General features: G+C 70.5%; 15 protein-coding genes and 1 riboswitch. Of the genes, 3 read left to right on the forward strand and 12 right to left on the reverse strand.

Going from position 1 to position 18,466, the window contains the following annotated elements:
* Positions 1-59: 59 nt before the first annotated feature.
* Entirely contained in the window at positions 60-1,472 is a 1,413-nt protein-coding gene (locus V5F49_RS05515) for an alanine/glycine:cation symporter family protein (RefSeq protein ID WP_394116092.1), read from the reverse strand.
* A 278-nt stretch (positions 1,473-1,750) separates the two neighbouring features.
* Here V5F49_RS05515 and dnaG point away from each other — a divergent pair, with 278 nt between their 5' ends.
* Together dnaG and rpoD are read left to right on the forward strand one after the other, a co-directional pair.
* Positions 1,751-3,682, forward strand: coding sequence for a DNA primase (dnaG, locus tag V5F49_RS05520; RefSeq protein WP_394116091.1), 1,932 nt, complete (start codon positions 1,751-1,753; stop codon positions 3,680-3,682).
* A 242-nt stretch (positions 3,683-3,924) separates the two neighbouring features.
* Positions 3,925-5,925, forward strand: coding sequence for an RNA polymerase sigma factor RpoD (rpoD, locus tag V5F49_RS05525; protein WP_394116090.1), 2,001 nt, complete (start codon positions 3,925-3,927; stop codon positions 5,923-5,925).
* 233 nt (positions 5,926-6,158) lie between these two features.
* On the opposite strand, the gene V5F49_RS05530 is transcribed toward rpoD, so the two are convergent.
* The 9 genes from V5F49_RS05530 to V5F49_RS05570 all read right to left on the reverse strand — a co-directional run bounded on the left by V5F49_RS05530 (position 6,159) and on the right by V5F49_RS05570 (position 13,959).
* The gene (locus V5F49_RS05530; RefSeq protein ID WP_394116089.1) at positions 6,159-6,872 is read right to left on the reverse strand and encodes an ABC transporter ATP-binding protein; all 714 of its coding nucleotides are present in this window, start codon (positions 6,870-6,872) and stop codon (positions 6,159-6,161) included.
* The gene (locus tag V5F49_RS05535) at positions 6,869-7,618 is read right to left on the reverse strand and encodes an ABC transporter ATP-binding protein (RefSeq protein ID WP_394116088.1); all 750 of its coding nucleotides are present in this window, start codon (positions 7,616-7,618) and stop codon (positions 6,869-6,871) included. The genes V5F49_RS05530 and V5F49_RS05535 overlap by 4 nt, the downstream gene beginning before the upstream one ends.
* Positions 7,611-8,540, reverse strand: a complete 930-nt coding sequence (locus tag V5F49_RS05540; protein ID WP_394116087.1) for a branched-chain amino acid ABC transporter permease — start codon at positions 8,538-8,540, stop codon at positions 7,611-7,613. The genes V5F49_RS05535 and V5F49_RS05540 overlap by 8 nt, the downstream gene beginning before the upstream one ends.
* Positions 8,537-9,457: a branched-chain amino acid ABC transporter permease gene (locus V5F49_RS05545; protein ID WP_394116086.1), complete on the reverse strand. Its 921-nt coding sequence runs from the start codon at positions 9,455-9,457 to the stop codon at positions 8,537-8,539. Before V5F49_RS05545 ends, V5F49_RS05540 begins: the two co-directional genes overlap by 4 nt.
* A gap of 361 nt (positions 9,458-9,818) precedes the next feature.
* Positions 9,819-10,991 carry an ABC transporter substrate-binding protein gene (locus V5F49_RS05550; RefSeq protein ID WP_394116085.1) on the reverse strand — a complete coding sequence of 391 codons (1,173 nt, stop codon included), beginning with the start codon at positions 10,989-10,991 and terminating at the stop codon, positions 9,819-9,821.
* Positions 10,992-11,155: 164 nt separating this feature from the next.
* Positions 11,156-11,617, reverse strand: a complete 462-nt coding sequence (locus tag V5F49_RS05555; protein WP_394116084.1) for an arsenate-mycothiol transferase ArsC — start codon at positions 11,615-11,617, stop codon at positions 11,156-11,158.
* 5 nt (positions 11,618-11,622) lie between these two features.
* The gene (locus V5F49_RS05560) at positions 11,623-12,105 is read right to left on the reverse strand and encodes a UPF0262 family protein (RefSeq protein ID WP_394116083.1); all 483 of its coding nucleotides are present in this window, start codon (positions 12,103-12,105) and stop codon (positions 11,623-11,625) included.
* 16 nt (positions 12,106-12,121) lie between these two features.
* Entirely contained in the window at positions 12,122-13,414 is a 1,293-nt protein-coding gene (gene hisD / locus V5F49_RS05565; RefSeq protein ID WP_394116082.1) for a histidinol dehydrogenase, read from the reverse strand.
* A 92-nt stretch (positions 13,415-13,506) separates the two neighbouring features.
* Complete coding sequence (locus V5F49_RS05570; RefSeq protein WP_394116081.1) at positions 13,507-13,959, reverse strand: DUF2948 family protein; 453 nt, start codon at positions 13,957-13,959, stop codon at positions 13,507-13,509.
* Between the two features lie 315 nt (positions 13,960-14,274).
* On the opposite strand from V5F49_RS05570, the gene V5F49_RS05575 reads away from it, so the two are divergent.
* Positions 14,275-15,753, forward strand: coding sequence for an alpha/beta hydrolase (locus V5F49_RS05575; protein ID WP_394116080.1), 1,479 nt, complete (start codon positions 14,275-14,277; stop codon positions 15,751-15,753).
* A gap of 48 nt (positions 15,754-15,801) precedes the next feature.
* Here V5F49_RS05575 and V5F49_RS05580 read toward each other — a convergent pair whose 3' ends face one another.
* Both V5F49_RS05580 and V5F49_RS05585 read right to left on the reverse strand, forming a co-directional pair.
* Positions 15,802-16,812, reverse strand: coding sequence for an AI-2E family transporter (locus V5F49_RS05580; RefSeq protein WP_394116079.1), 1,011 nt, complete (start codon positions 16,810-16,812; stop codon positions 15,802-15,804).
* Between the two features lie 76 nt (positions 16,813-16,888).
* A complete protein-coding gene (locus tag V5F49_RS05585; RefSeq protein WP_394116078.1) occupies positions 16,889-18,088 on the reverse strand; it encodes a serine hydrolase domain-containing protein in 1,200 nt (399 codons plus the stop codon).
* Between the two features lie 214 nt (positions 18,089-18,302).
* Positions 18,303-18,414, forward strand: a riboswitch (guanidine-I (ykkC/yxkD leader).
* Positions 18,415-18,466: the final 52 nt, after the last annotated feature.

Here is an 18,466-nt window from a genome sequence, read left to right on the forward strand (position 1 = left end):
CGGAGCCTCCCGGCCCGCTTCACGTCGGCAAAACGCCGGGGCGCCGCGCGCGCCGTGGGTCAGGGACGGCGCCAGATGTCGCGCTCGATGCCGCCGGGCAGGCCGTCCATCTCGTCGGCCACGAAGGTCGGCTCCTGGCCGGCCTTGCGCTGGTCGAGATAATCCCTGGCGAGCCGCGCCACCGTCCCCGACAGCAGCACGATGGCCACGAGGTTGATGGACGCCATCAGCCCCATGGAGGCATCGGCCGCGTCGAACACGGTGGAGACGCTCTGCAGCGCGCCCCACACCACCATCGCCAGCAGCGCGCAGCGCAGCACGATGACGCCGGTGACATGCCCGTGCCCGAGGAACACCAGCGCGTTCTCGGCATAGGAGTAATTGCCGATGATGGAGGTGAAGGCGAAGAAGAAGATGGCGATGGCCACGAAGTAGCGCCCCACCCCGCCCACGTGCGCCTCCAGCGCCGCCTGCGTCAGCTGCGTGCCGGTGAGGGTGCCGAGCTCCACGCCCGACAGCAGGATGAGGAGCGCGGTGGCGGTGCAGATCACGATGGTGTCGATGAACACGCCCAGCGACTGCACGAAGCCCTGGCTGACGGGGTGGTGCGGGTCGGGCGTCGCCACCGCGGCGATGTTGGGGGCGCTGCCCATGCCGGCCTCGTTGGAGAACAGGCCCCGCTTCACCCCGTTCAGCATGGCCGCGGCGACCGCGCCCGCCACGCCGCCCGCCGCCGGCTCCAGCCCGAAGGCGCTGCCGATGATGTGGCCGAGCATGGCCGGCACGGCGGACAGGTGGGTGACCAGCGCGAACAGCGCCAGCGCCACATAGGCGAGCGCCATGAACGGCACCACGATCTCGGCGGTGCGGGCGATGGCCGAGATGCCGCCGAAGATGATGACGCCGGACAAAACCGCGATGAACAGGCCGGTGCCGAGCTTGGGGATGCCGAAGGCCCCCTCCACCGCCTCGGCGATGGAATTGGCCTGCACCGCGTTGAACACCAGCCCGAACGACAGGATGAGGCAGACCGAGAAGATCACGCCCGCCCACGGCGCGTTCAGCCCGCGCGCGATGTAGAACGCCGGCCCGCCGCGATAGCGGCCCTGCTCGTCCTTCACCTTGTAGAGCTGGGCGAGGGTGCTCTCGGCGAAGGCGGTGGCCATGCCCAGCGCCGCCACCACCCACATCCAGAAGATGGAGCCCGGTCCGCCCAGCGTCAGCGCCACCGCCACGCCGGCGATGTTGCCGGTGCCGACGCGTGAGGCGAGCGAGGTGCACAGGGCCTGGAACGGCGTGATGCCGGACTTGTCGGTGACGTTGGCGCGCAGCACCGAGCGCAGCATCTCGGGGAAATGGACGATCTGGATCACCCGCAGGCGGATCGTGAAATAGATGCCCACCGCCAGCAGGCCGTAGATGAGCACGTAACCCCAGAAGATCGTGTTGAGAAATCCGATCAGCTGATCCATGAGAGCCGCTCCCCCAAGCGCGAGGGGATCAGGCTAGAGCCGGACCGCGGGCCGGTCCACTGTCGCATCGCTTGTGCTCCGCCCATTCTGCACGCAGCGGCAGGCTGTGGATAACGTGGATGGCGGGGGGCCGCGGCGACGGCGCCTCCGGCAGGCCGTCGCCGCCTTTACAACACGCCCGCCGCCACCCACTGTGGCGGGCTTATCTGGCGGCCGGAGCGGCCCGCGGCGCCTGCCGGCCCGTCCCGCGACCGCCGAGAGGGACACCGCCCGGCCCCATGCGCTTTCCGCCCGCCTTCCTCGACGAGATCCGCGCCCGGCTTCCGGTTTCGGAAGTGGTGGGCCGGCGCGTCAAGCTGAAGAAGCAGGGCCGCGAGTTCGCCGGCCTCTCGCCCTTCAACGCGGAGAAGACCCCGTCGTTTTTCGTCAACGACCAGAAGGGGTTCTACCACTGCTTCTCGTCCGGCAAGCACGGCGACGTGTTCGATTTCCTGATGGAGACCGAGGGCATGCCGTTCGGCGAGGCGGTGGAGCGGCTGGCCGCCATGGCCGGCCTCGCCCTGCCGCAGGAGACGCCGGAGGCCGCCGCCCGCGAGCAGCGCCGCCGCACCCTGCATGAGGTGATGGCGCTGGCCGCCCGGCATTTCGAGGAGACGCTGCAGTCCCGCCTCGGGGCGAAGGCGCGCGGCTACCTCGCCGATCGCGAGCTCGGCCCGGCCACCCAGAAGCGGTTCGGCCTCGGCTATGCCGCCGGCGAGCGCTTTCATCTGAAGGAAGCGCTGGGCAAGCAGGGCGTCCCCGTCGACGACATGGTGGAGGCGGGCCTCCTCATCGCCGGCGACGACATTCCCGTGCCCTACGACCGGTTCCGGGACCGCGTCATGTTCCCCATCACCGACATGAAGGGCCGGGTGGTGGCGTTCGGCGGGCGGGCGCTGGAGAAGGATGTTCCGGCCAAATACCTGAACTCGCCGGAAACCGTGCTCTTTCACAAGGGATCGCTGCTCTACAACGGCTTTTCCGCCCGCGCCGCCGCCCAGTCGGGTGGGCGGGTGATCGTGGTGGAGGGCTATGTGGACGTGATCGCCATGGCCGAAGCCGGATTCGCTGCCACGGTGGCGCCGCTCGGCACCGCCCTCACCGAGGACCAGCTGCAGCTGCTCTGGCGCATGTCGGAGGAGCCGCTGCTGCTGTTCGACGGCGACAAGGCCGGCCGGCGCGCGGCCCATCGCGCCATGGATCTGGCCCTGCCCCACCTGAAGGCCGGCCGCAGCCTCACCTTCGCCTCTTTGCCCGAGGGACAGGACCCCGACGATCTCATCCGCCGTTCCGGGCGCGAGGCCATGGAGCAGGTGCTGGCGCAGGCCCGTCCGCTGGCGGCCGAGCTCTGGGCGCGCGAGAGCGAGGCCCCGCTCGACACGCCGGAGCGACGGGCGGCGCTGGAGGCGCGGCTGAGCGAGGTGGTCTCGGCCATCGCCGACGAGACGGTACGAAAGCACTACCGCGCCGACCTGCTCGGCCGGTTCGAAGCGCTGGTGGCGCCGCAGGGCGACCGCCGCGGCCGCTTCCGCGGCGAGGGCTGGCAGCCCGCCGGCAGGGGACATTCCGGCGGACGCTTCGGCGGGCGTTTCGGTGCCCCCGCCGCTCCGCCATTGGCCCCGCGCAGCACCGAGATCGCCCGCAGCGCGCTGGTGCGCGGCCCCATGGCCGCCCTGCCCCGCAACGAGGCGCTGCTGCTGTTCTGCCTCATCAACCATCCGTTCCTGCTGGACGAGGACGCCGAGGAGGTGGCCGGCCTGCCGTTCGCCAATCCGGAGGCGGACCGGCTGCGCCGCGTGCTGGTGGAGGCGCATCTGGAAGCGCTGGACGCCGAAGCCCTCGCCGCGCGCCTCGGCACCGACGATCTCGATGCCCTGACCCGCCGCGTGAAGGCCCTGGCCAACCCGCGTCACGACTGGCCAGCTTATCCAGATACCGCCCCGGCCGATGTCCGGCTCTGGTGGCACCAGCGCATGGCCTTGCATCGCAAGGCTTACGCGCTATCTAGGGAATTGAAGGAGGCCGAGCGCACCCTGGGGGAAGATCCCAGCGAGGCCAATTTCGCCTGGTTGCGGGATGTCCGCGAGCGCCTGTCGGCGCTGGACGGAACCGAAGCGCTGGTGGAAGGGTTTGGTGCGTCTTCTGGCCGGGGCGCCGCACGGTCCGTCTGAGGGCGTGCGGACATTTTATTGCGTTCGGACCCGGTGGCGTCGAAAGATGCCATACTTTCCGACGAATCAGGATGGAAGGCAGCCTATCGCAACCACCATCGGGGTTGGAAGCGTGTTCAGGCTGGTTTAACGGGATGGCATCAAGAAGGCCGCTCCCGGGAACGAGGGCAAAAGGTGGCGAGACCGAGGGGTCCCGCCGCCGTTCTGCTGTTGGTACCCAGCAGGATGCGCAGGAGAAGTCTATGGCGAAGCAGTCTTCCGAAGCGACCGAGGCTCCCGAGAAGGAGACCGACGCGCCCGACGGGCCGTTGCTCGACCTCTCGGACGCCGCCGTCCGGAAGATGATCAAGAACGCCAAGCGGCGCGGCTACGTGACCTACGAGCAGCTCAACGAGGTGATGCCTTCCGAGGAAGTCACCTCCGAGCAGATCGAGGACACCCTCGCCATGCTCAACGACATGGGCATCAACGTCATCGAGGCCGAGGAAGCCGAGGCCGAAGAGGGCGGCGAGGAAGCCGAGAGCGCGGACGAGCCGGAGGAGAGCGAGGGCGGCGAGCTGACCGAGGCGGCGCCGCGCGCCGTCGCGCGCTCGGAGACCCGCTCCGAGCCGGCCGAGCGCACCGACGACCCCGTGCGCATGTATCTGCGCGAGATGGGCTCGGTGGAGCTGCTCTCCCGCGAGGGCGAGATCGCCATCGCCAAGCGCATCGAGGCCGGCCGCGAGGCCATGATCGCCGGCCTGTGCGAGAGCCCGCTGACGTTCCAGGCCATCATCATCTGGCGCGACGAGCTGACCGAAGGCCGCGTGCTGCTGCGCGACATCATCGACCTGGAGGCCACCTACGCCGGCCCCGAGGGCAAGAATCCGCCGGCCGCGCTCGGCGAGGAAGCCGCCCTCGCACCCGAGGCGGGCGAGGACGGCCTGCTCGGCGATGCCCCCGGCCCCGAGGGCGACGAGGACGACATGGAGAATTCCATGTCGCTCGCGGCCATGGAGGCAGAGATCAAGCCGAAGGTGGTGGAGACCTTCGACGCCATCGCCTCCAACTACACCAAGCTGCGCCGCCTGCAGGACCAGAACGTCGAGTCCAAGCTCAAGAACGAGACGCTTTCTCCCGCGCAGGAGCGCAAGGCGAAGAAGCTGAAGGAAGAGCTGGTCGCCGACGTCAAGAGCCTCTCGCTCAACCAGCAGCGCATCGACGCCCTGGTGGAGCAGCTCTACGAGATCAACAAGCGCCTCGTGGGTCTGGAAGGCCGCCTGCTGCGCCTCGCCGACAGCTATGGCGTGACCCGCGACGACTTCCTGAAGAACTACATGGGCGCCGAGCTCGACCCCAAGTGGGTGCTGCGCGTCTCCAAGCTCGGCACCAAGGGCTGGAAGGGCTTCGTCGCCCACGAGAAGGACACCATCCACGAGATCCGCGGCGACATCCACGGACTTGCCACCGAGACCGGGCTGGAGATCGCCGAGTTCCGCAAGATCGTGCAGATGGTGCAGAAGGGCGAGAAGGAAGCCCGCCAGGCCAAGAAGGAGATGGTGGAGGCCAACCTGCGCCTCGTCATCTCCATCGCCAAGAAATACACCAACCGCGGCCTGCAGTTCCTGGACCTGATCCAGGAGGGCAACATCGGCCTCATGAAGGCGGTGGACAAGTTCGAGTACCGCCGCGGCTACAAGTTCTCCACCTACGCCACCTGGTGGATCCGGCAGGCCATCACCCGGTCCATCGCCGACCAGGCGCGGACCATCCGTATCCCGGTCCACATGATCGAGACGATCAACAAGATCGTCCGCACCTCGCGGCAGATGCTGCACGAGATCGGCCGCGAGCCGACCCCGGAGGAGCTGGCCGAGAAGCTCGGCATGCCGCTGGAGAAGGTGCGCAAGGTGCTGAAGATCGCCAAGGAGCCCATCTCCCTCGAGACGCCCATCGGCGACGAGGAAGATTCGCACCTCGGCGACTTCATCGAGGACAAGAACGCCATCCTGCCCATCGATGCGGCGATCCAGTCCAACCTGCGCGAGACGACGACGCGGGTTCTGGCCTCCCTCACCCCGCGTGAGGAGCGCGTGCTGCGCATGCGCTTCGGCATCGGCATGAACACGGACCACACCCTCGAGGAGGTGGGCCAGCAGTTCTCGGTGACGCGCGAGCGTATCCGCCAGATCGAGGCCAAGGCCCTGCGCAAGCTCAAGCACCCGAGCCGCTCGCGCAAGCTGCGCTCGTTCCTCGACAACTGAGCGGCGCTTTTTCCGACGACCAGACGGCAGGCTTCGGCCTGCCGTTTTCGTTTGGGCGGCCGGATTGTGGGCGGTGGCCTTGTGGGCTTGCGCCGGAGGGGCACGCCCGTCGTCGCCGATCGGCGCGGCACCGCCTCGTACAATCCCGGCGCGCGGGTGGGGGCGGCCGCACGGTCGACGAGGAAACCGGCGAGGGACGGCACGCGTAGCCGGTGCGCCCCGCCGCGAGCCCCTCACACCCCGAGGTAGCGCGCCGCCAGCTCCGCATCGGCCGCCAGCGCGGCGGCGGGGCCGGCATGCACCACCCGGCCCTTTTCCATCACCGCCGCCGTCTCGCACAGGCGGGCCAGCGCGCCCACGTGCTTGTCGATGACGATGAGCGACAGCCCCTCCCCCTTGAGGGTGGCGAGCACCGCCCAGATCTCCTCGCGGATCAGCGGGGCGAGGCCTTCCGTCGCCTCGTCGAGGATGAGCAGGCGCGGATTGGTCATCAGCGCCCGGCCGATGGCCAGCATCTGCTGCTCGCCGCCGGAGAGGCGATTGCCGAAGTTGCGCCGCCGCTCGGCAAGGCGCGGGAAGAAGCCGTAGACGCGCTCCAGCGTCCACGCCGCGCCCCCCTGCCCGGCGCGCGGCGGGGCCGAGGTGGCGATCAGGTTCTCCTCCACCGTGAGCGTCGGGAAGATCTGTCGCCCCTCCGGCACCAGCCCGAGGCCGAGGCGGGCGATGCGGTGGGGCTTCAGGCCGGCGAGCGGCATGCCGTCGAAGGTGAGCGCGCCACGCGCCGGCAGCAGGCCCATCAGCGCGCGCACCGTGGTGGTCTTGCCCATTCCGTTGCGGCCCATCAGCGCCAGCGCGCCGCCCGCCGGCACGTCGAGATCGACGCCGAACAGCACCGGCGCGCCGCCGTAACCGGCCTTCAGGTCGCGGATGGTGAGGAGCGCGCTCATGCCTCCTCCCCGAGATAGGCGGCGCGCACGGCAGGATCGGCGCGCACCTCCGCCGGCGTGCCGCAGGCGACGATGCGCCCGGCCACCAGCACGCTCACGCGATCGGCGAGGCGGAACACGGCATCCATGTCGTGCTCCACGAGGAGGATGGCATAGCGCCCCTTCAGCCGCGCGAGCAGCGCCACCATGGCCGCCGATTCGGTGGGGCCGGTGCCGGCCATGGGCTCGTCCAGCAGCAGCAGGCGGGGAGAGCCGGCGAGCGCCATGGCGAGCTCCAGCGCCCGCTTCTCGCCGTGGCTGAGGCCGGAGGCCGCCACATGGGCGCGGGCGGCAAGGCCCACCTCTTCCAGCAGACGCTCCGCCTCGACGTTCGCGGCGCGGTCGGACGCGGCGGGGCGCAGCAGGCGGAAGGTGCGCCGGCGCGCCGCCATCACCGCCAGCGCGACATTCTCGCGGGCGGAGAAATCGGGAAAGACGGAGGTGATCTGGAACGCGCGCGCCAGCCCGAGCCGCGCCCGGCGGTGCGCCTTGAGGCGGGTGATATCGGCGCCGGCAAAGCGGATCTCGCCCGCGTCCGGCGCCAATTCGCCGGCCACCTGCGCCACCAGCGTGGTCTTGCCGGCGCCGTTGGGGCCGATCAGCGCGTGGATCTCGCCGGGCGCGACTTCGAGGTCGACGCCCGCCGTGACGGCGAGCGCGCCATAGGATTTGGCAAGTCCGGTGAGGGAGAGCAGTGGCTCAGCCATCGCCGCGCCTCCCCAGCAGCGTCGCGAGGCCGCCGCGCCCCAGCACCAGCAGCACCAGCAGCGGGCCGAACAGGATGCGCCAGTGCTCGGTGAGGTGGGACAGGCCCTCCTCCACCAGCACCACGCCCAGCGCGCCGGCCACCGGGCCGAGCACGCTCGTCGCCCCGCCCGCCACCACCATCACGATGAATTCGGCGGAGCGGTGCCAGGAGAGATAGGCCGGGCTCACGAACTCGGTGAGGTTGGCATAGAGCGCGCCGGAAAGCCCTGCGAACGCGCCGGCGATGACGAACGCGACCAGCCGGTAGGGGTAGGGATCGATGCCGAGGGCGCGCAGGCGCCGCTCGTTCTGCCGCCCCGCCGCCAGCACGCGGCCGAACGGCGCGCGCGCCAGCATGCGGCAGGCGAGCACCGTGAGCACGAGCAGGCCGAGCACGGTGAAATGGAAGATGCGCGGGTCCTTCAGCCACTTCTGGCCGGCCACGGTGGAGCGGGCGGCGAGCGAGAGGCCGTCGTCCCCGCCATAGGCCGAGAGGCTCTGCGCCACGAAGAAGGCCATCTGCCCGAAGGCCAAAGTGATCATGATGAAATAGACGCCGCGCGTGCGCAGCGAGATGGCGCCGGTGACAAGGGCGAACGCGCCCGCCGCGGCCATGGCGGCGGGGAAGGAGAGCAGCGCGTCGCGCGTGCCCTCCTCCATCAGGATGCCCACCGCATAGGCGCCGATGCCCATCACCGCCGCATGGCCGAACGACACCAGCCCGCCCTGCCCCAGCACGAAGCCGAGGCTCGTGGCGGCGAGCGCGAAGATCATGCCCCGCGCCACCAGCGAGAGCATGTAGGTGTCGGCGAAGGCCGGCACGGCGGCGAGCGCGCCGAACACGGCGAGCGCGGGGAGAAGGCGGGAAAGGCGCGTCCTCATGCCGGCGCCGGGAACAGGCCGCGCGGGCGGAAGAACAGCACCAGCGCCATCAGCACATAGACGCTCATGGAGGCGAGCGCCGGCCCCGCCGCACTCGCCGCCGGGGCGGAGAGGACGAGCTTGAGGAGGTCGGTGAGGAAGGAACGGCCCAGCGTGTCGATGAGCCCCACCAGCAGCGCCGCCACGAACGCCCCGCGGATGGAGCCGATGCCGCCGATGACGATGACCACGAAGGCGAGGATCAGCAGCCCGTCGCCCATGCCCGGCTCCACCGAGAGCACAGGCCCGGCCAGCGCCCCGGCGAAGGCGGCGAGCATGGCGCCGAAGGCGAACACGCGGGCGAACAAAGCGCCGATATCCACCCCCAGCGCCGACACCATGGGCGCGTTGGTGGCGCCGGCGCGCAGCAGCATGCCGGCGCGGGTGCGGGTGACGAGGAGATAGAGCAGGCCGGCCACCGCCAGCCCGGCGCCGATGAGCAGCAGGCGGTAGAGGGGATAATTCAGCCCGTCCATGAGCCGGACCGATCCGGTGAGCGCCTGCGGCATGGGGATGGCGAGCGGCGCCGAGCCCCAGATCATCCGCACCGCCTCGCTGATGAACAGGATGATGCCGAAGGTGGCCAGCACCTGCTCCAGGTGGTCGCGCCCGTAGAGGTAGCGGATGACGAGCCGCTCCAGCACCAGCCCCAGCACCAGCGCGACGCCGAGCGCCAGGGGCAGGCCCAGCCAGAAGCTGCCGGTGAGCGCCGTGGCGGTGACCATGAGGTAGGCGCCCAGCATGTATTGCACGCCATGGGCGAGGTTGATCACGTCCATCACCCCGAACACCAGCGTCAGCCCCGCCGCCACCAGGAACAGGAGGATGCCGAGCTGCAGCCCGTTGAGGATCTGGACGAGGAGGAGGGTGAGGCTCATGGGCGGGCGAGAATCGGTCTGGCTTGGCGCCCCGACCGGCGCGGGTGCCGGGATCGGGACGAAACGGACGGCGCCGGCGCGATCCGGCATCGGATCAGCGCAGGCCGCCTGCGGCATTTGCTTGCGCCGGAGCCCGGCAGGGCGGCCGCTGGCGCTTGTGCCGCCGGGGGTGCGGGCGCCGCCGGCACGCGACACGTCAGGTCGGGCGGATCCGCCGTCCCGAGGCAGGCCCGGAGCGGCGGGGCCGATGCCCCGCCCCTTCTCCGTGCAGGAAAGGGCCAGGGCGTGGCGGCCGGCACGCGGCGAGGAGGTCCGCCTCCTCAGCCGCCATCCCCGCCCCTTGCGGGAGCGGGGAGCCGCCTCACTTCATGTCGCACTTCTCGGCATAGGCGTCGCCGTAGCTGGAGAAGATCTTCTCCTGCACCTGCGTCTCAACCTTGCCATCGGCGCGCTTGCCCACCTTCACCAGATAGAAGTTCTGGATGGGGAACTGGTTGGTGTTGAACTTGAAGTCGCCGCGCACGGAGGTGAAGTCCGCCTTCTTCAGCGCCGCCCGCAGCGCCGCCTTGTCGGCGGTCTTGCCGCCGGTGGCCTTCAGCGCGCTGTCGATGAGCTTGGCCGCATCATAGCCCTGCGCCGCATAGAGCGCGGGGATGTAGCCGTATTCCTTCTCGAACGCGGCCACGAACGCCTTGTTGGCCGGCGTGTCGAGGTCGGGCGCCCAGGCGGCGCCGGAATAGAAGCCGAGCGCCGCCTCGCCGGTGGCCGGCAGGGTCGTCTCGTCCACCGTGAAGGCGGAGAGGAAGGGCGTGGTCTCGGCAAGGCCGGCCTGCCGGTACTGCTTCACGAGGTTCACGCCCATGCCGCCGGGCATGAAGGTGAACACCGCATCCGGCTTCAGCGCCGCGATCTTGGCGAGCTCGGCGGAGAAATCGAGCTGGCCGAGTTGGGTGTAGATCTCGTCCGCCACCTCGCCCTTGTAGTAGCGCTTGAAACCGGCCAGCGAATCCTTGCCCGCCTGATAGTTGGGCGCCATCAGCACGACCTTCTTGAAGCCCTTGGACTGGGCGTACTGGCCCAGCACCTCGTGGTTCTGGTCGTTCTGGTAGGAGGCGGAGAAGAAGAACGGGTTGCAGCCCGCCCCGGCCAGCGGCGAGGGGCCGGCATTGCCGGAGACGAGGAAGGTCTCGTTGGCGGTCACGGGCTTGGCCACCGCGCCCATGACGTTGGAGAACACCACGCCGGCGACGAAATCCACCTTGTCGCGCTCCAGCAGGCCCTTCACCTTCTGCACCGCCACGTCGGGCTTCAGCTCGTCGTCCACGACGATGACCTCGGTATCCTGCCCGCCCAGCTTGCCGCCCAGCTCCTTCACCGCCAGCTGGAAGCCGTCGCGCATGTGCTGGCCCAGCACCGCCGAGGGGCCGGACAGGGTGGCCACGAGGCCCACCTTGACCGGATCGGCGAAGGCGGCGCCGGACACGGCGAGCGCGCCCGCGAGCGCTGTTGCGGCGAGTAGTCCCTTGAGCGGCATGGCGAAGAGGTCCCCACGTGCGTTTTGACGTGGCGGCACCCTCGCAGAGCCGCGCGCGACAGACAAGGCGACATGTGGGCGGATGGCGTTTCTCCCCTCCCGCCTTGCGGGACGGCCCGCTGCCGAACGCCAACGCCCGACGCCGAGCGGCGCCGAGCGGCGCCTCAGGGGTGGCGGAAGCGGGCGCGGATGCGCTGCTCCAGCTCGTCGCGCACGGCGCGGTAGGCCTCGAGCCGCTGCTCGCGGTTGCCGCCTTCCCCGGTGGGGTCCGGGGTGGGCCAGTATTCCACGTCGAGGGCGTTGGTGCGCGTCAGCTCGAGGGCGCGGTGGTGGGCGTCGGGCGAGAGCGAGATGGCGAGGTCGAAGTTGAGGCCTTCGTACTCCTCCAGCTCCTCCACGCTCTGCGGCCGGTGCTTCTTCACATCGAGCCCGATCTCGTCGAGCACGGCGGCGACGAAGGGATCGGCCTCGCCGGCAATGACCCCCGCCGAGCCGACGTACAGCGACTTGCCGAACAGGTGCCGTGTCAGCGCCGCCGCCATCACGGAGCGCACCACGTTCTGCCCGCACATGAAGAGAACCGATTGCGGCCGCGCTGAGCGCTTCGGGGCCGCGGAAGGCTCCATGGCCGTCAGCCCTTCCAGTGCAGGGCGCAGATGAGGGTGAACAGGCGGCGGGCGGTGTCGAAATCCACCGTGACCTTGCCGGCGAGCCGTTCCTGAAGCAGCGTCGAGCCTTCGTTGTGCAGGCCGCGGCGGCCCATGTCGATGGCCTCGATCTGGCTCGGCGAGGCGCTGCGGATGGCGCTGTAGTAGCTCTCGCAGATGAGGAAGTAGTCCTTCACCACCTTGCGCAGGGGCGTCAGGGAGAGGTGGTGCTGCACCACCTGCTCGCCGTCCTCGCGCTTGATGTCGAGCACCAGGCGGTTGTCCACCAGCGAGATGTGCAGCGTGTACGGCCCCGCGCCCGGATCGCCGGTGGGCAGGAACGAATTGTCCTGGATCAGGTCCCAGATCGCAGTGGCGCGCTCGTGCTCGATGTCGGGGCTCGCATGGCCGATGGAGCCCTCGTCGAGTGTGACCGCGCACAGGCGGGTCGCCGGCTTCTCCGTCATGCCTTCCACGCTCCGCTTACCGGTTGGTGCGGATGGAGACCGAGCGCCCGTGGGCGTCCAGCCGCTCCACCGCCGCGAGCCGCACGGCCGCCGGGCCGAGCAGCTCCAGCGCATCCGCGTCGAGCTTCAGGATCGAGGTGCGCTTCATGAAGTCGAGCACCGAGAGGCCCGAGGAGAAGCGCGCCGACCGGGCTGTGGGCAGCACGTGGTTCGAGCCGCCCACATAGTCGCCGATGGCTTCCGGCGTCCAGGCGCCGATGAAGATCGCGCCGGCATGGCGCACCCGCGCGGCGAGCGCATCGGCGTCCGCGGCCTGGATCTCCAGATGCTCGGGGGCGATGCGGTCCACCAGCGGGATGGCGTCGGCGAGGCGCTCCACCAGGATGATGGCGCCATGGTCGCGCCAGGAGGCGGAGGCGATGGCGGCGCGCGGCAGGGTCGCGAGCATGCCGTCCACGGCGGCGGAAACGCGGTCCGCGAGCGCCGGCGCGTCGGTGATGAGGATGGACTGGGCGGCGGTGTCGTGCTCCGCCTGGGCGAGCAGGTCGGCGGCGATCCAGTCGGCGTTGGCGTCGCCGTCGGCCAGGATCAGCACCTCGGAGGGACCGGCCACCATGTCGATGCCGACCTTGCCGAACACCTGACGCTTGGCCGCCGCCACATAAGCGTTGCCGGGGCCGACGATCTTGTCCACCGGCCGGATGGTCTCGGTGCCATAGGCGAGCGCGGCCACCGCCTGCGCCCCGCCCACGCGATAGACCTCATGCACGCCGGCAAGGTGCGCGGCCGCCAGCACCAGCGGCGCGATCTGGCCGTCCGGCGCCGGCACCACCATGACGATGCGGGGAACGCCGGCCACCTGGGCCGGAATGGCGTTCATCAGCACGGACGACGGATAGGCGGCGGTGCCACCCGGCACATAGAGGCCCACCGCATCCACGCTGGTCCAGCGGTGCCCCAGCACCACGCCGGCGGCATCGCGATAGGTGTCGTCGGCTGGCTTCTGGCGGGCGTGGTGGCTTTCGATCCGCCCCTTGGCGAATTCCAGCGCCGCGCGGGTCTCTTCGGGAATGGAGGCGAGGGCGGCATCGAGCTCGGCCTCGCTCACCCTGAGGCCGAGGGCGGCAAGGTCCACCCGGTCGAAGGTGCGCGAGAAATCCACCAGCGCCGCATCGCCGCGCGCGCGCACGTCCGCGATGATGGCGGCCACCTGGTCCTGAACGTCCACCGACGCCTCGCGCTTGGAGCCGAGGAAGGCGGCGAAACGATCGGCGAAATCCGGTTGATCGACAGAAAGACGGATCGGCATGGCGCCTTGCTAGAGCAGGTTCGCCCGCGAGGGAAGCCCTGCCTTGGCCACATGCGCCCGCCGCGCGGGCCCGGGACGGGGCGCGGCCGGCCTCAGGCGGCGTCGTCGCGGCCGCTCGCGCCCGGATGCGCCGGCGCGTGGGTGCAGCCCCAAGCGGGCCCGAGATCGCTCATTCCGGCCTCGATGCACTCCACCTCGAGGCGCACCTCGGCACCGCCGGAGAAGGTCAGCAGCACGAAGCCGGATGGCGCGTCGCCCGGCAGGAAGGTGACAGCGAGCAGGTTGAGCACGCCGGTGCGGCGCGCCTCCTCCATGCCGCGGCACTTCACGTCCCGCACCCGTTCGAAATGCAGGCCGGTGCGGCGGCGCACTGTCTCCTTGGTGCACACCTGCTGGTCCCAGTCGAAGCGGTTCAGCAGCATGGCGAAGCGCTGGGAGCGCGGCAGGTAGCCCATGTCCACCGTCTTCACCACCGCATCCTGCAGATGGGCGGAGACGATGGCGAGGTCTTCCTCGTCGAGGGCGATGAGCTTCAGGTTTTCCATGGCGCTACGGCCTCCGAGGGGGCACGGGGCGGAGATAGCGACGCCACCCGCCGGCTTCAAGGGGGCGCCGCGCCGGGCAGGTCTGCGCGGAAGACGCGGGCGGGGCGGCAAGCTGCGGCGGGGCGGTTCCCTGGCGGGACAGACATTCCAGAGCGCGGTCCGATCAGACGGCCCAGATCCGTTCGGCGAATCGCCCCCTTACTCAATGGGGGAGAACGCGTTATCCGATCGGCTCGTCGCGCGGCCTGATCGGCGCGTGCTCTATTGTGCCCTCCCCGCCCGGCAGGCGGCGGGCTTCCGGAGGATCGTGCGCAGATGGGGATCGTCGGGCCGGTGTGGCGTGGAGCGAGGCGCGCGGCGAAGATCGCCGCCGTGCTGGTGCTGACGGTTGTCGCCACCGTCTTCGTGGTGCGCGCGGTGGATTCGCAGCGCGGCCCGCCGCTGGAGCCGTGGCACACCTTCGTGCCGCCGGAGATGTCCCGCGCCGAGATGGCCGGCGCGGACCTTGCGGCCTATCTGGCTGCGGAAGGCAAGGCCTTCGCCGCCGTCAAGGCCGAGGTGACCGACCAGCTGCCGCCGCCCGACCGGGTGCGCTTCAACCGCTATTTCGCCGCCAGCCCCATCTACCCGCCGGCGTTCGCGCAGGATTTCAACCGCACCTACGTGCTGGAGCCCGCGGGCGGCCCGCCGGCCGGCGCCGCCGTGTTCCTGCACGGGCTCACCGATTCGCCCTACAGCCATCGCCACCTCGCCCAGCTTTATGCGCAGCGCGGCTTCGTCTCCATCGTGCTGCGCCTGCCGGGGCACGGCACGGTGCCCGGCGCCCTCACCCACGCCGATTACGAGGACTGGATCGCCGCCACCCGCCTCGCCATGCGCGAGGCGCGCCGCCGCGCCGGGCCGGGCAAGCCGGTGCATATCGTCGGCTATTCCAACGGCGGGGCGCTGGCGCTGATGCATGCGCTCGATGCGCTGGACGATCCCGCCCTGGTGCGGCCGGACCGCATCGTGCTGCTCTCGCCCATGGTGGGGGTGACGGAATTCGCCCGCTTCGCCGGCCTCGCCGGCCTGCCCGCCATCTTCCCGGCCTTCGCCAAGGCCGCGTGGCTGAACATTGTCCCGGAGTTCAACCCCTTCAAGTACAATTCATTTCCGGTCCACGCCGCGCGCCAGTCGTTCCTTTTGACGCAGACGCTCCAGGCCAACATCGAGCGCCACGCCCGCTCCGGCCGCCTCACCGGGCTGGCGCCGGTGGTGACCTTCCAGTCGGTGCTGGACCACACCGTCTCCACCCGCGCGGTGATCGAGCAGCTGCACAACCGCCTCGACGACAACGGCAGCGAGCTGGTGCTGTTCGACATCAACCGCAACAGCCAGTTCGAGCAGTTGCTGACGCGCCGCGCCGACACCGCCCTCACCCGCCTTTTGCCGCCGGCGCCGCGCCGCTTCCGCACCGCCGTCATCACCAATGCCGCGCCGGACACCAACGCGGAGGAAATCCGCGAGATGCCGGCCGGGGCGACGGCGGAAACGGTGCGCCCGCTCTCGGCGCCCTACCCGGCGGATGTCTATTCGCTCTCCCACGTGGCGATCCCGTTCCCGCTCTCCGACGGGCTCTACGGGCTGGTGCCGGACCCGAAGGACGCGTTCGGCATCCGCCTCGGCGACATCGCGGCGCGGGGCGAGTATGGCGCGCTGGTGGTGGGGGTGGAGATGCTGGTGCGCATGTCCTCCAACCCGTTCTTCCCGTATCTCGCGGAGCGGGTGGCGGCGGGCCTGCCGCCGCCGCGCTGAGCGCGGTCCCGTCTGCGGAAGGGCGCGCGGATCGGCGCGCCCCAAGCCTCAGCCCGCCGCCGGCCGGCCGGAGAACAGCTCCGCCCAGTGGCGGGTGGCGGGATGGTGGGCGCACAGGGTGAGGCCGGCGATCACGATCGGCACGCCGATGAAGGCGCCGGAGATGCCCCACAGGAACGCGAAGGCGAACACCGAGAACAGCACCAGGAACGGCGACACCGCCAGCGCCTTGCCGGCGAGGCGCGGCTCCAGATAGCTGCCGGAGAGGAACTGGATCACGTTCAGGCAGACGAACACGAACACCGCCATCTCCCAGCTCTCGAACTGGGCGAGGGCGAACAGGGTGGGCAGCAGCGTCGCCACGAACGGGCCGATGAACGGGATGTAGTTGAGCGCGAAGGCGATGGCGCCCCAGGCCAGCGCCAGCTCCAGCCCCGCCGTCAGCGTGAACACCCACACCACCGCGCCGGTGGCGACGCTCATCAGCGTGCGCACCGCCATGTAGGTCTGCAGCTTGCCGGCGATATCCGCCAGCGCCGGGGCGAGGAAGGGCGCGCGGCCGGTGTCCGACAGGCGCCGCACCTGGCTCGCCATGGCATCCACCTCCAGCAGGCCGAGCAGCACATAGATGAAGGTGAAGACGAGGAAGCTCGCCAGTCCCTGCAGGCGGCCCGAGACGTCCTGGAACAGGCGCAGCAGCCAGCGCACGTCGAAATGCTCGGCCCACAGGCTCGCCAGCACGAAGCCGTGCCCTTCCAGCCATTCCGCCGCCTGGGCATAGAGCGCCTGGAACCGCGCGGTGTTCTGGAACACCCACGTGGCCACGTGGCTGAAGCCCCACACCACCACGGAGGAGACGCCGCCCACCACCGCCAGCGTCACCACCAGCGTGAGCAGCACCGCCGCCATCTTCGGCAGCGCGCGTTCCAGCCCCGCCTGGAGGGGATAGACCACGGCGATGACGAACAGCGCGAACGCCACCGGCGCGACCAGGGTGCCCGCCACATAGAGCGCCGCGCACAGCACCACCGCCGCCGCCAGCCCGACAAATCCCCGCATCGCCTGTCCTCTCGCCCGTAACCCCGTGCCGCTTAGCCCACGCGGCCGCGCTTGGCGAGTGACGTTTCTTCAGGGCTCAGGCGGCAAGGATGCGGCGCATGGCCTCCAGCCCGAGCGCGGGGGCGAGCGGGCCGTTGCTCAGCGCGAACACGCCGAACGGCGAGGGCGCGCCCGTGCCCTGCCATGCCAGGAAGCCCATCCAGGCGGAAAACCCCGCCACCCCGCCATCCTTGGTGACGAGGGTGAGCGGATCGGAGCGGGCCTGCGAAGGGTCCTGGACATCGTGCAGGATCCAGCCATAGGCGGTGCGCGGCGCCCGCCCGCCGCCGCAGGCCGGCGCGGCGAAGGCCTGCCCCTGAAGATAGGCGTGGGCGCGGCTCTCCACGCCGCCGTCGCCGAACCCCATGGCATCGCGCAGGAAGGCCAGCATGTCCGCCCCGGTGCTGACGATGCCGCCGGAGCCGACACCCGCCGGCCCGGTCGGCGCATAATCGGCGGCGCGGGGCAGCGCCTGCCAGGTGCGGCGATAGCCCTGCGGCAGCCGGCGCCGCAGGGCCGGGCGGAAGATGCCGGTGGCGTTCATGCCGAGGCCGCCGCAGAAGGCCGAGAGCGCGGTGTCGTAACGCTCGGCGAACGCCTCCGCGGCGCCGCGCGCGGCGCCATGGCCGGCCATGGCGAGCAGCGACCAGCCAAGATTGGAATAGGAATAGCAGCGCCCCGGCGGGTTGGCCGGCGCCGCGCCCTGAAGGTAGGCGAACAGGGGCGCAAACGCCCGCATGGTGCCGGGCGGATAGGGCGCGCCGTGATTGTCCTGCGCAAGGCCGCTGCGGTAGCGGGCGAGATCCGCGAGCGGGATGGCGGCGATGGAGCCGGACATGGGCCGGGGCGCCAGCCACTGGCCGAGCGCGCCCTCGAACGGGCCGTGCTGCGCATAGTGCAGGCTGGCGGTGAACACCTTGGCGATGGAGCCGATCTCGAATGGCGTGCCGCCATCGAGGACGAGCGCCCGGCCGTCCGGATTGGCGAGCCCCTCGCCGCCGGAGAACAGGAGTTGACCGTTGCCGCGGGGGTTGACGATGCCGAGCACCACCGCCAGCCGGGCGCCATGGCGGCGCCGCGCATCGGCTGCCGCGGTGTCGATCATGGCCTGGAGCGCTGCGGCCGGCACCGGCGGATAACCGGTCGCGGCGCGGGCGGCGGCGGGCCGCCCCAGTGTCGCGCCCAGTGTCGCGGGGAGGCAGAGCGCTCCCGCCATGAACGCGCGCCGGTCCAGCATGCCCGCTCCCCTTCATCCGCCGGCCGCAGGATGCCGCGCCGCCCCCGGTCAGGCGAGACCATTCTTGTATGCAACGCGCACAGAAATTCCATTCTCTGCCTAAATATTCACCTGACACTGCCCATGCGCGGCGCAGCCCGGCGATCGCGCCTCCGCACAAATGATTGATTCTACTGAACCGAGCGACTGGCACACGGGTTGCTTGGTATAGGTCCGAGTTGGTGGCTAGGGTTCCGGCATCCTTGAGGGTGTGGCTGGTCCGAGAGCTGCCACCGCGTCGGGAGACATCCGGCGCGGGTGCACGGCGGGACAAAAGCCCGGGAGACCTCAGTGGCCAAGGAATTGGCGGCACTAGGTCTCGCCAATTCCCAATCGTTG

The organism is Xanthobacter lutulentifluminis (assembly GCF_043194675.2).
GTDB lineage: Bacteria > Pseudomonadota > Alphaproteobacteria > Rhizobiales > Xanthobacteraceae > Xanthobacter.

Coding starts and splice junctions, on each gene's coding strand:
- V5F49_RS05515 (WP_394116092.1), bottom strand. CDS start 1,472: ATGGATCAGCTGATCGGATTTCTCAACACGATCTTCTGGGGTTACGTG.
- dnaG (WP_394116091.1), top strand. CDS start 1,751: ATGCGCTTTCCGCCCGCCTTCCTCGACGAGATCCGCGCCCGGCTTCCG.
- rpoD (WP_394116090.1), top strand. CDS start 3,925: ATGGCGAAGCAGTCTTCCGAAGCGACCGAGGCTCCCGAGAAGGAGACC.
- V5F49_RS05530 (WP_394116089.1), bottom strand. CDS start 6,872: ATGAGCGCGCTCCTCACCATCCGCGACCTGAAGGCCGGTTACGGCGGC.
- V5F49_RS05535 (WP_394116088.1), bottom strand. CDS start 7,618: ATGGCTGAGCCACTGCTCTCCCTCACCGGACTTGCCAAATCCTATGGC.
- V5F49_RS05540 (WP_394116087.1), bottom strand. CDS start 8,540: ATGAGGACGCGCCTTTCCCGCCTTCTCCCCGCGCTCGCCGTGTTCGGC.
- V5F49_RS05545 (WP_394116086.1), bottom strand. CDS start 9,457: ATGAGCCTCACCCTCCTCCTCGTCCAGATCCTCAACGGGCTGCAGCTC.
- V5F49_RS05550 (WP_394116085.1), bottom strand. CDS start 10,991: ATGCCGCTCAAGGGACTACTCGCCGCAACAGCGCTCGCGGGCGCGCTC.
- V5F49_RS05555 (WP_394116084.1), bottom strand. CDS start 11,617: ATGGAGCCTTCCGCGGCCCCGAAGCGCTCAGCGCGGCCGCAATCGGTT.
- V5F49_RS05560 (WP_394116083.1), bottom strand. CDS start 12,105: ATGACGGAGAAGCCGGCGACCCGCCTGTGCGCGGTCACACTCGACGAG.
- hisD (WP_394116082.1), bottom strand. CDS start 13,414: ATGCCGATCCGTCTTTCTGTCGATCAACCGGATTTCGCCGATCGTTTC.
- V5F49_RS05570 (WP_394116081.1), bottom strand. CDS start 13,959: ATGGAAAACCTGAAGCTCATCGCCCTCGACGAGGAAGACCTCGCCATC.
- V5F49_RS05575 (WP_394116080.1), top strand. CDS start 14,275: ATGGGGATCGTCGGGCCGGTGTGGCGTGGAGCGAGGCGCGCGGCGAAG.
- V5F49_RS05580 (WP_394116079.1), bottom strand. CDS start 16,812: ATGCGGGGATTTGTCGGGCTGGCGGCGGCGGTGGTGCTGTGCGCGGCG.
- V5F49_RS05585 (WP_394116078.1), bottom strand. CDS start 18,088: ATGCTGGACCGGCGCGCGTTCATGGCGGGAGCGCTCTGCCTCCCCGCG.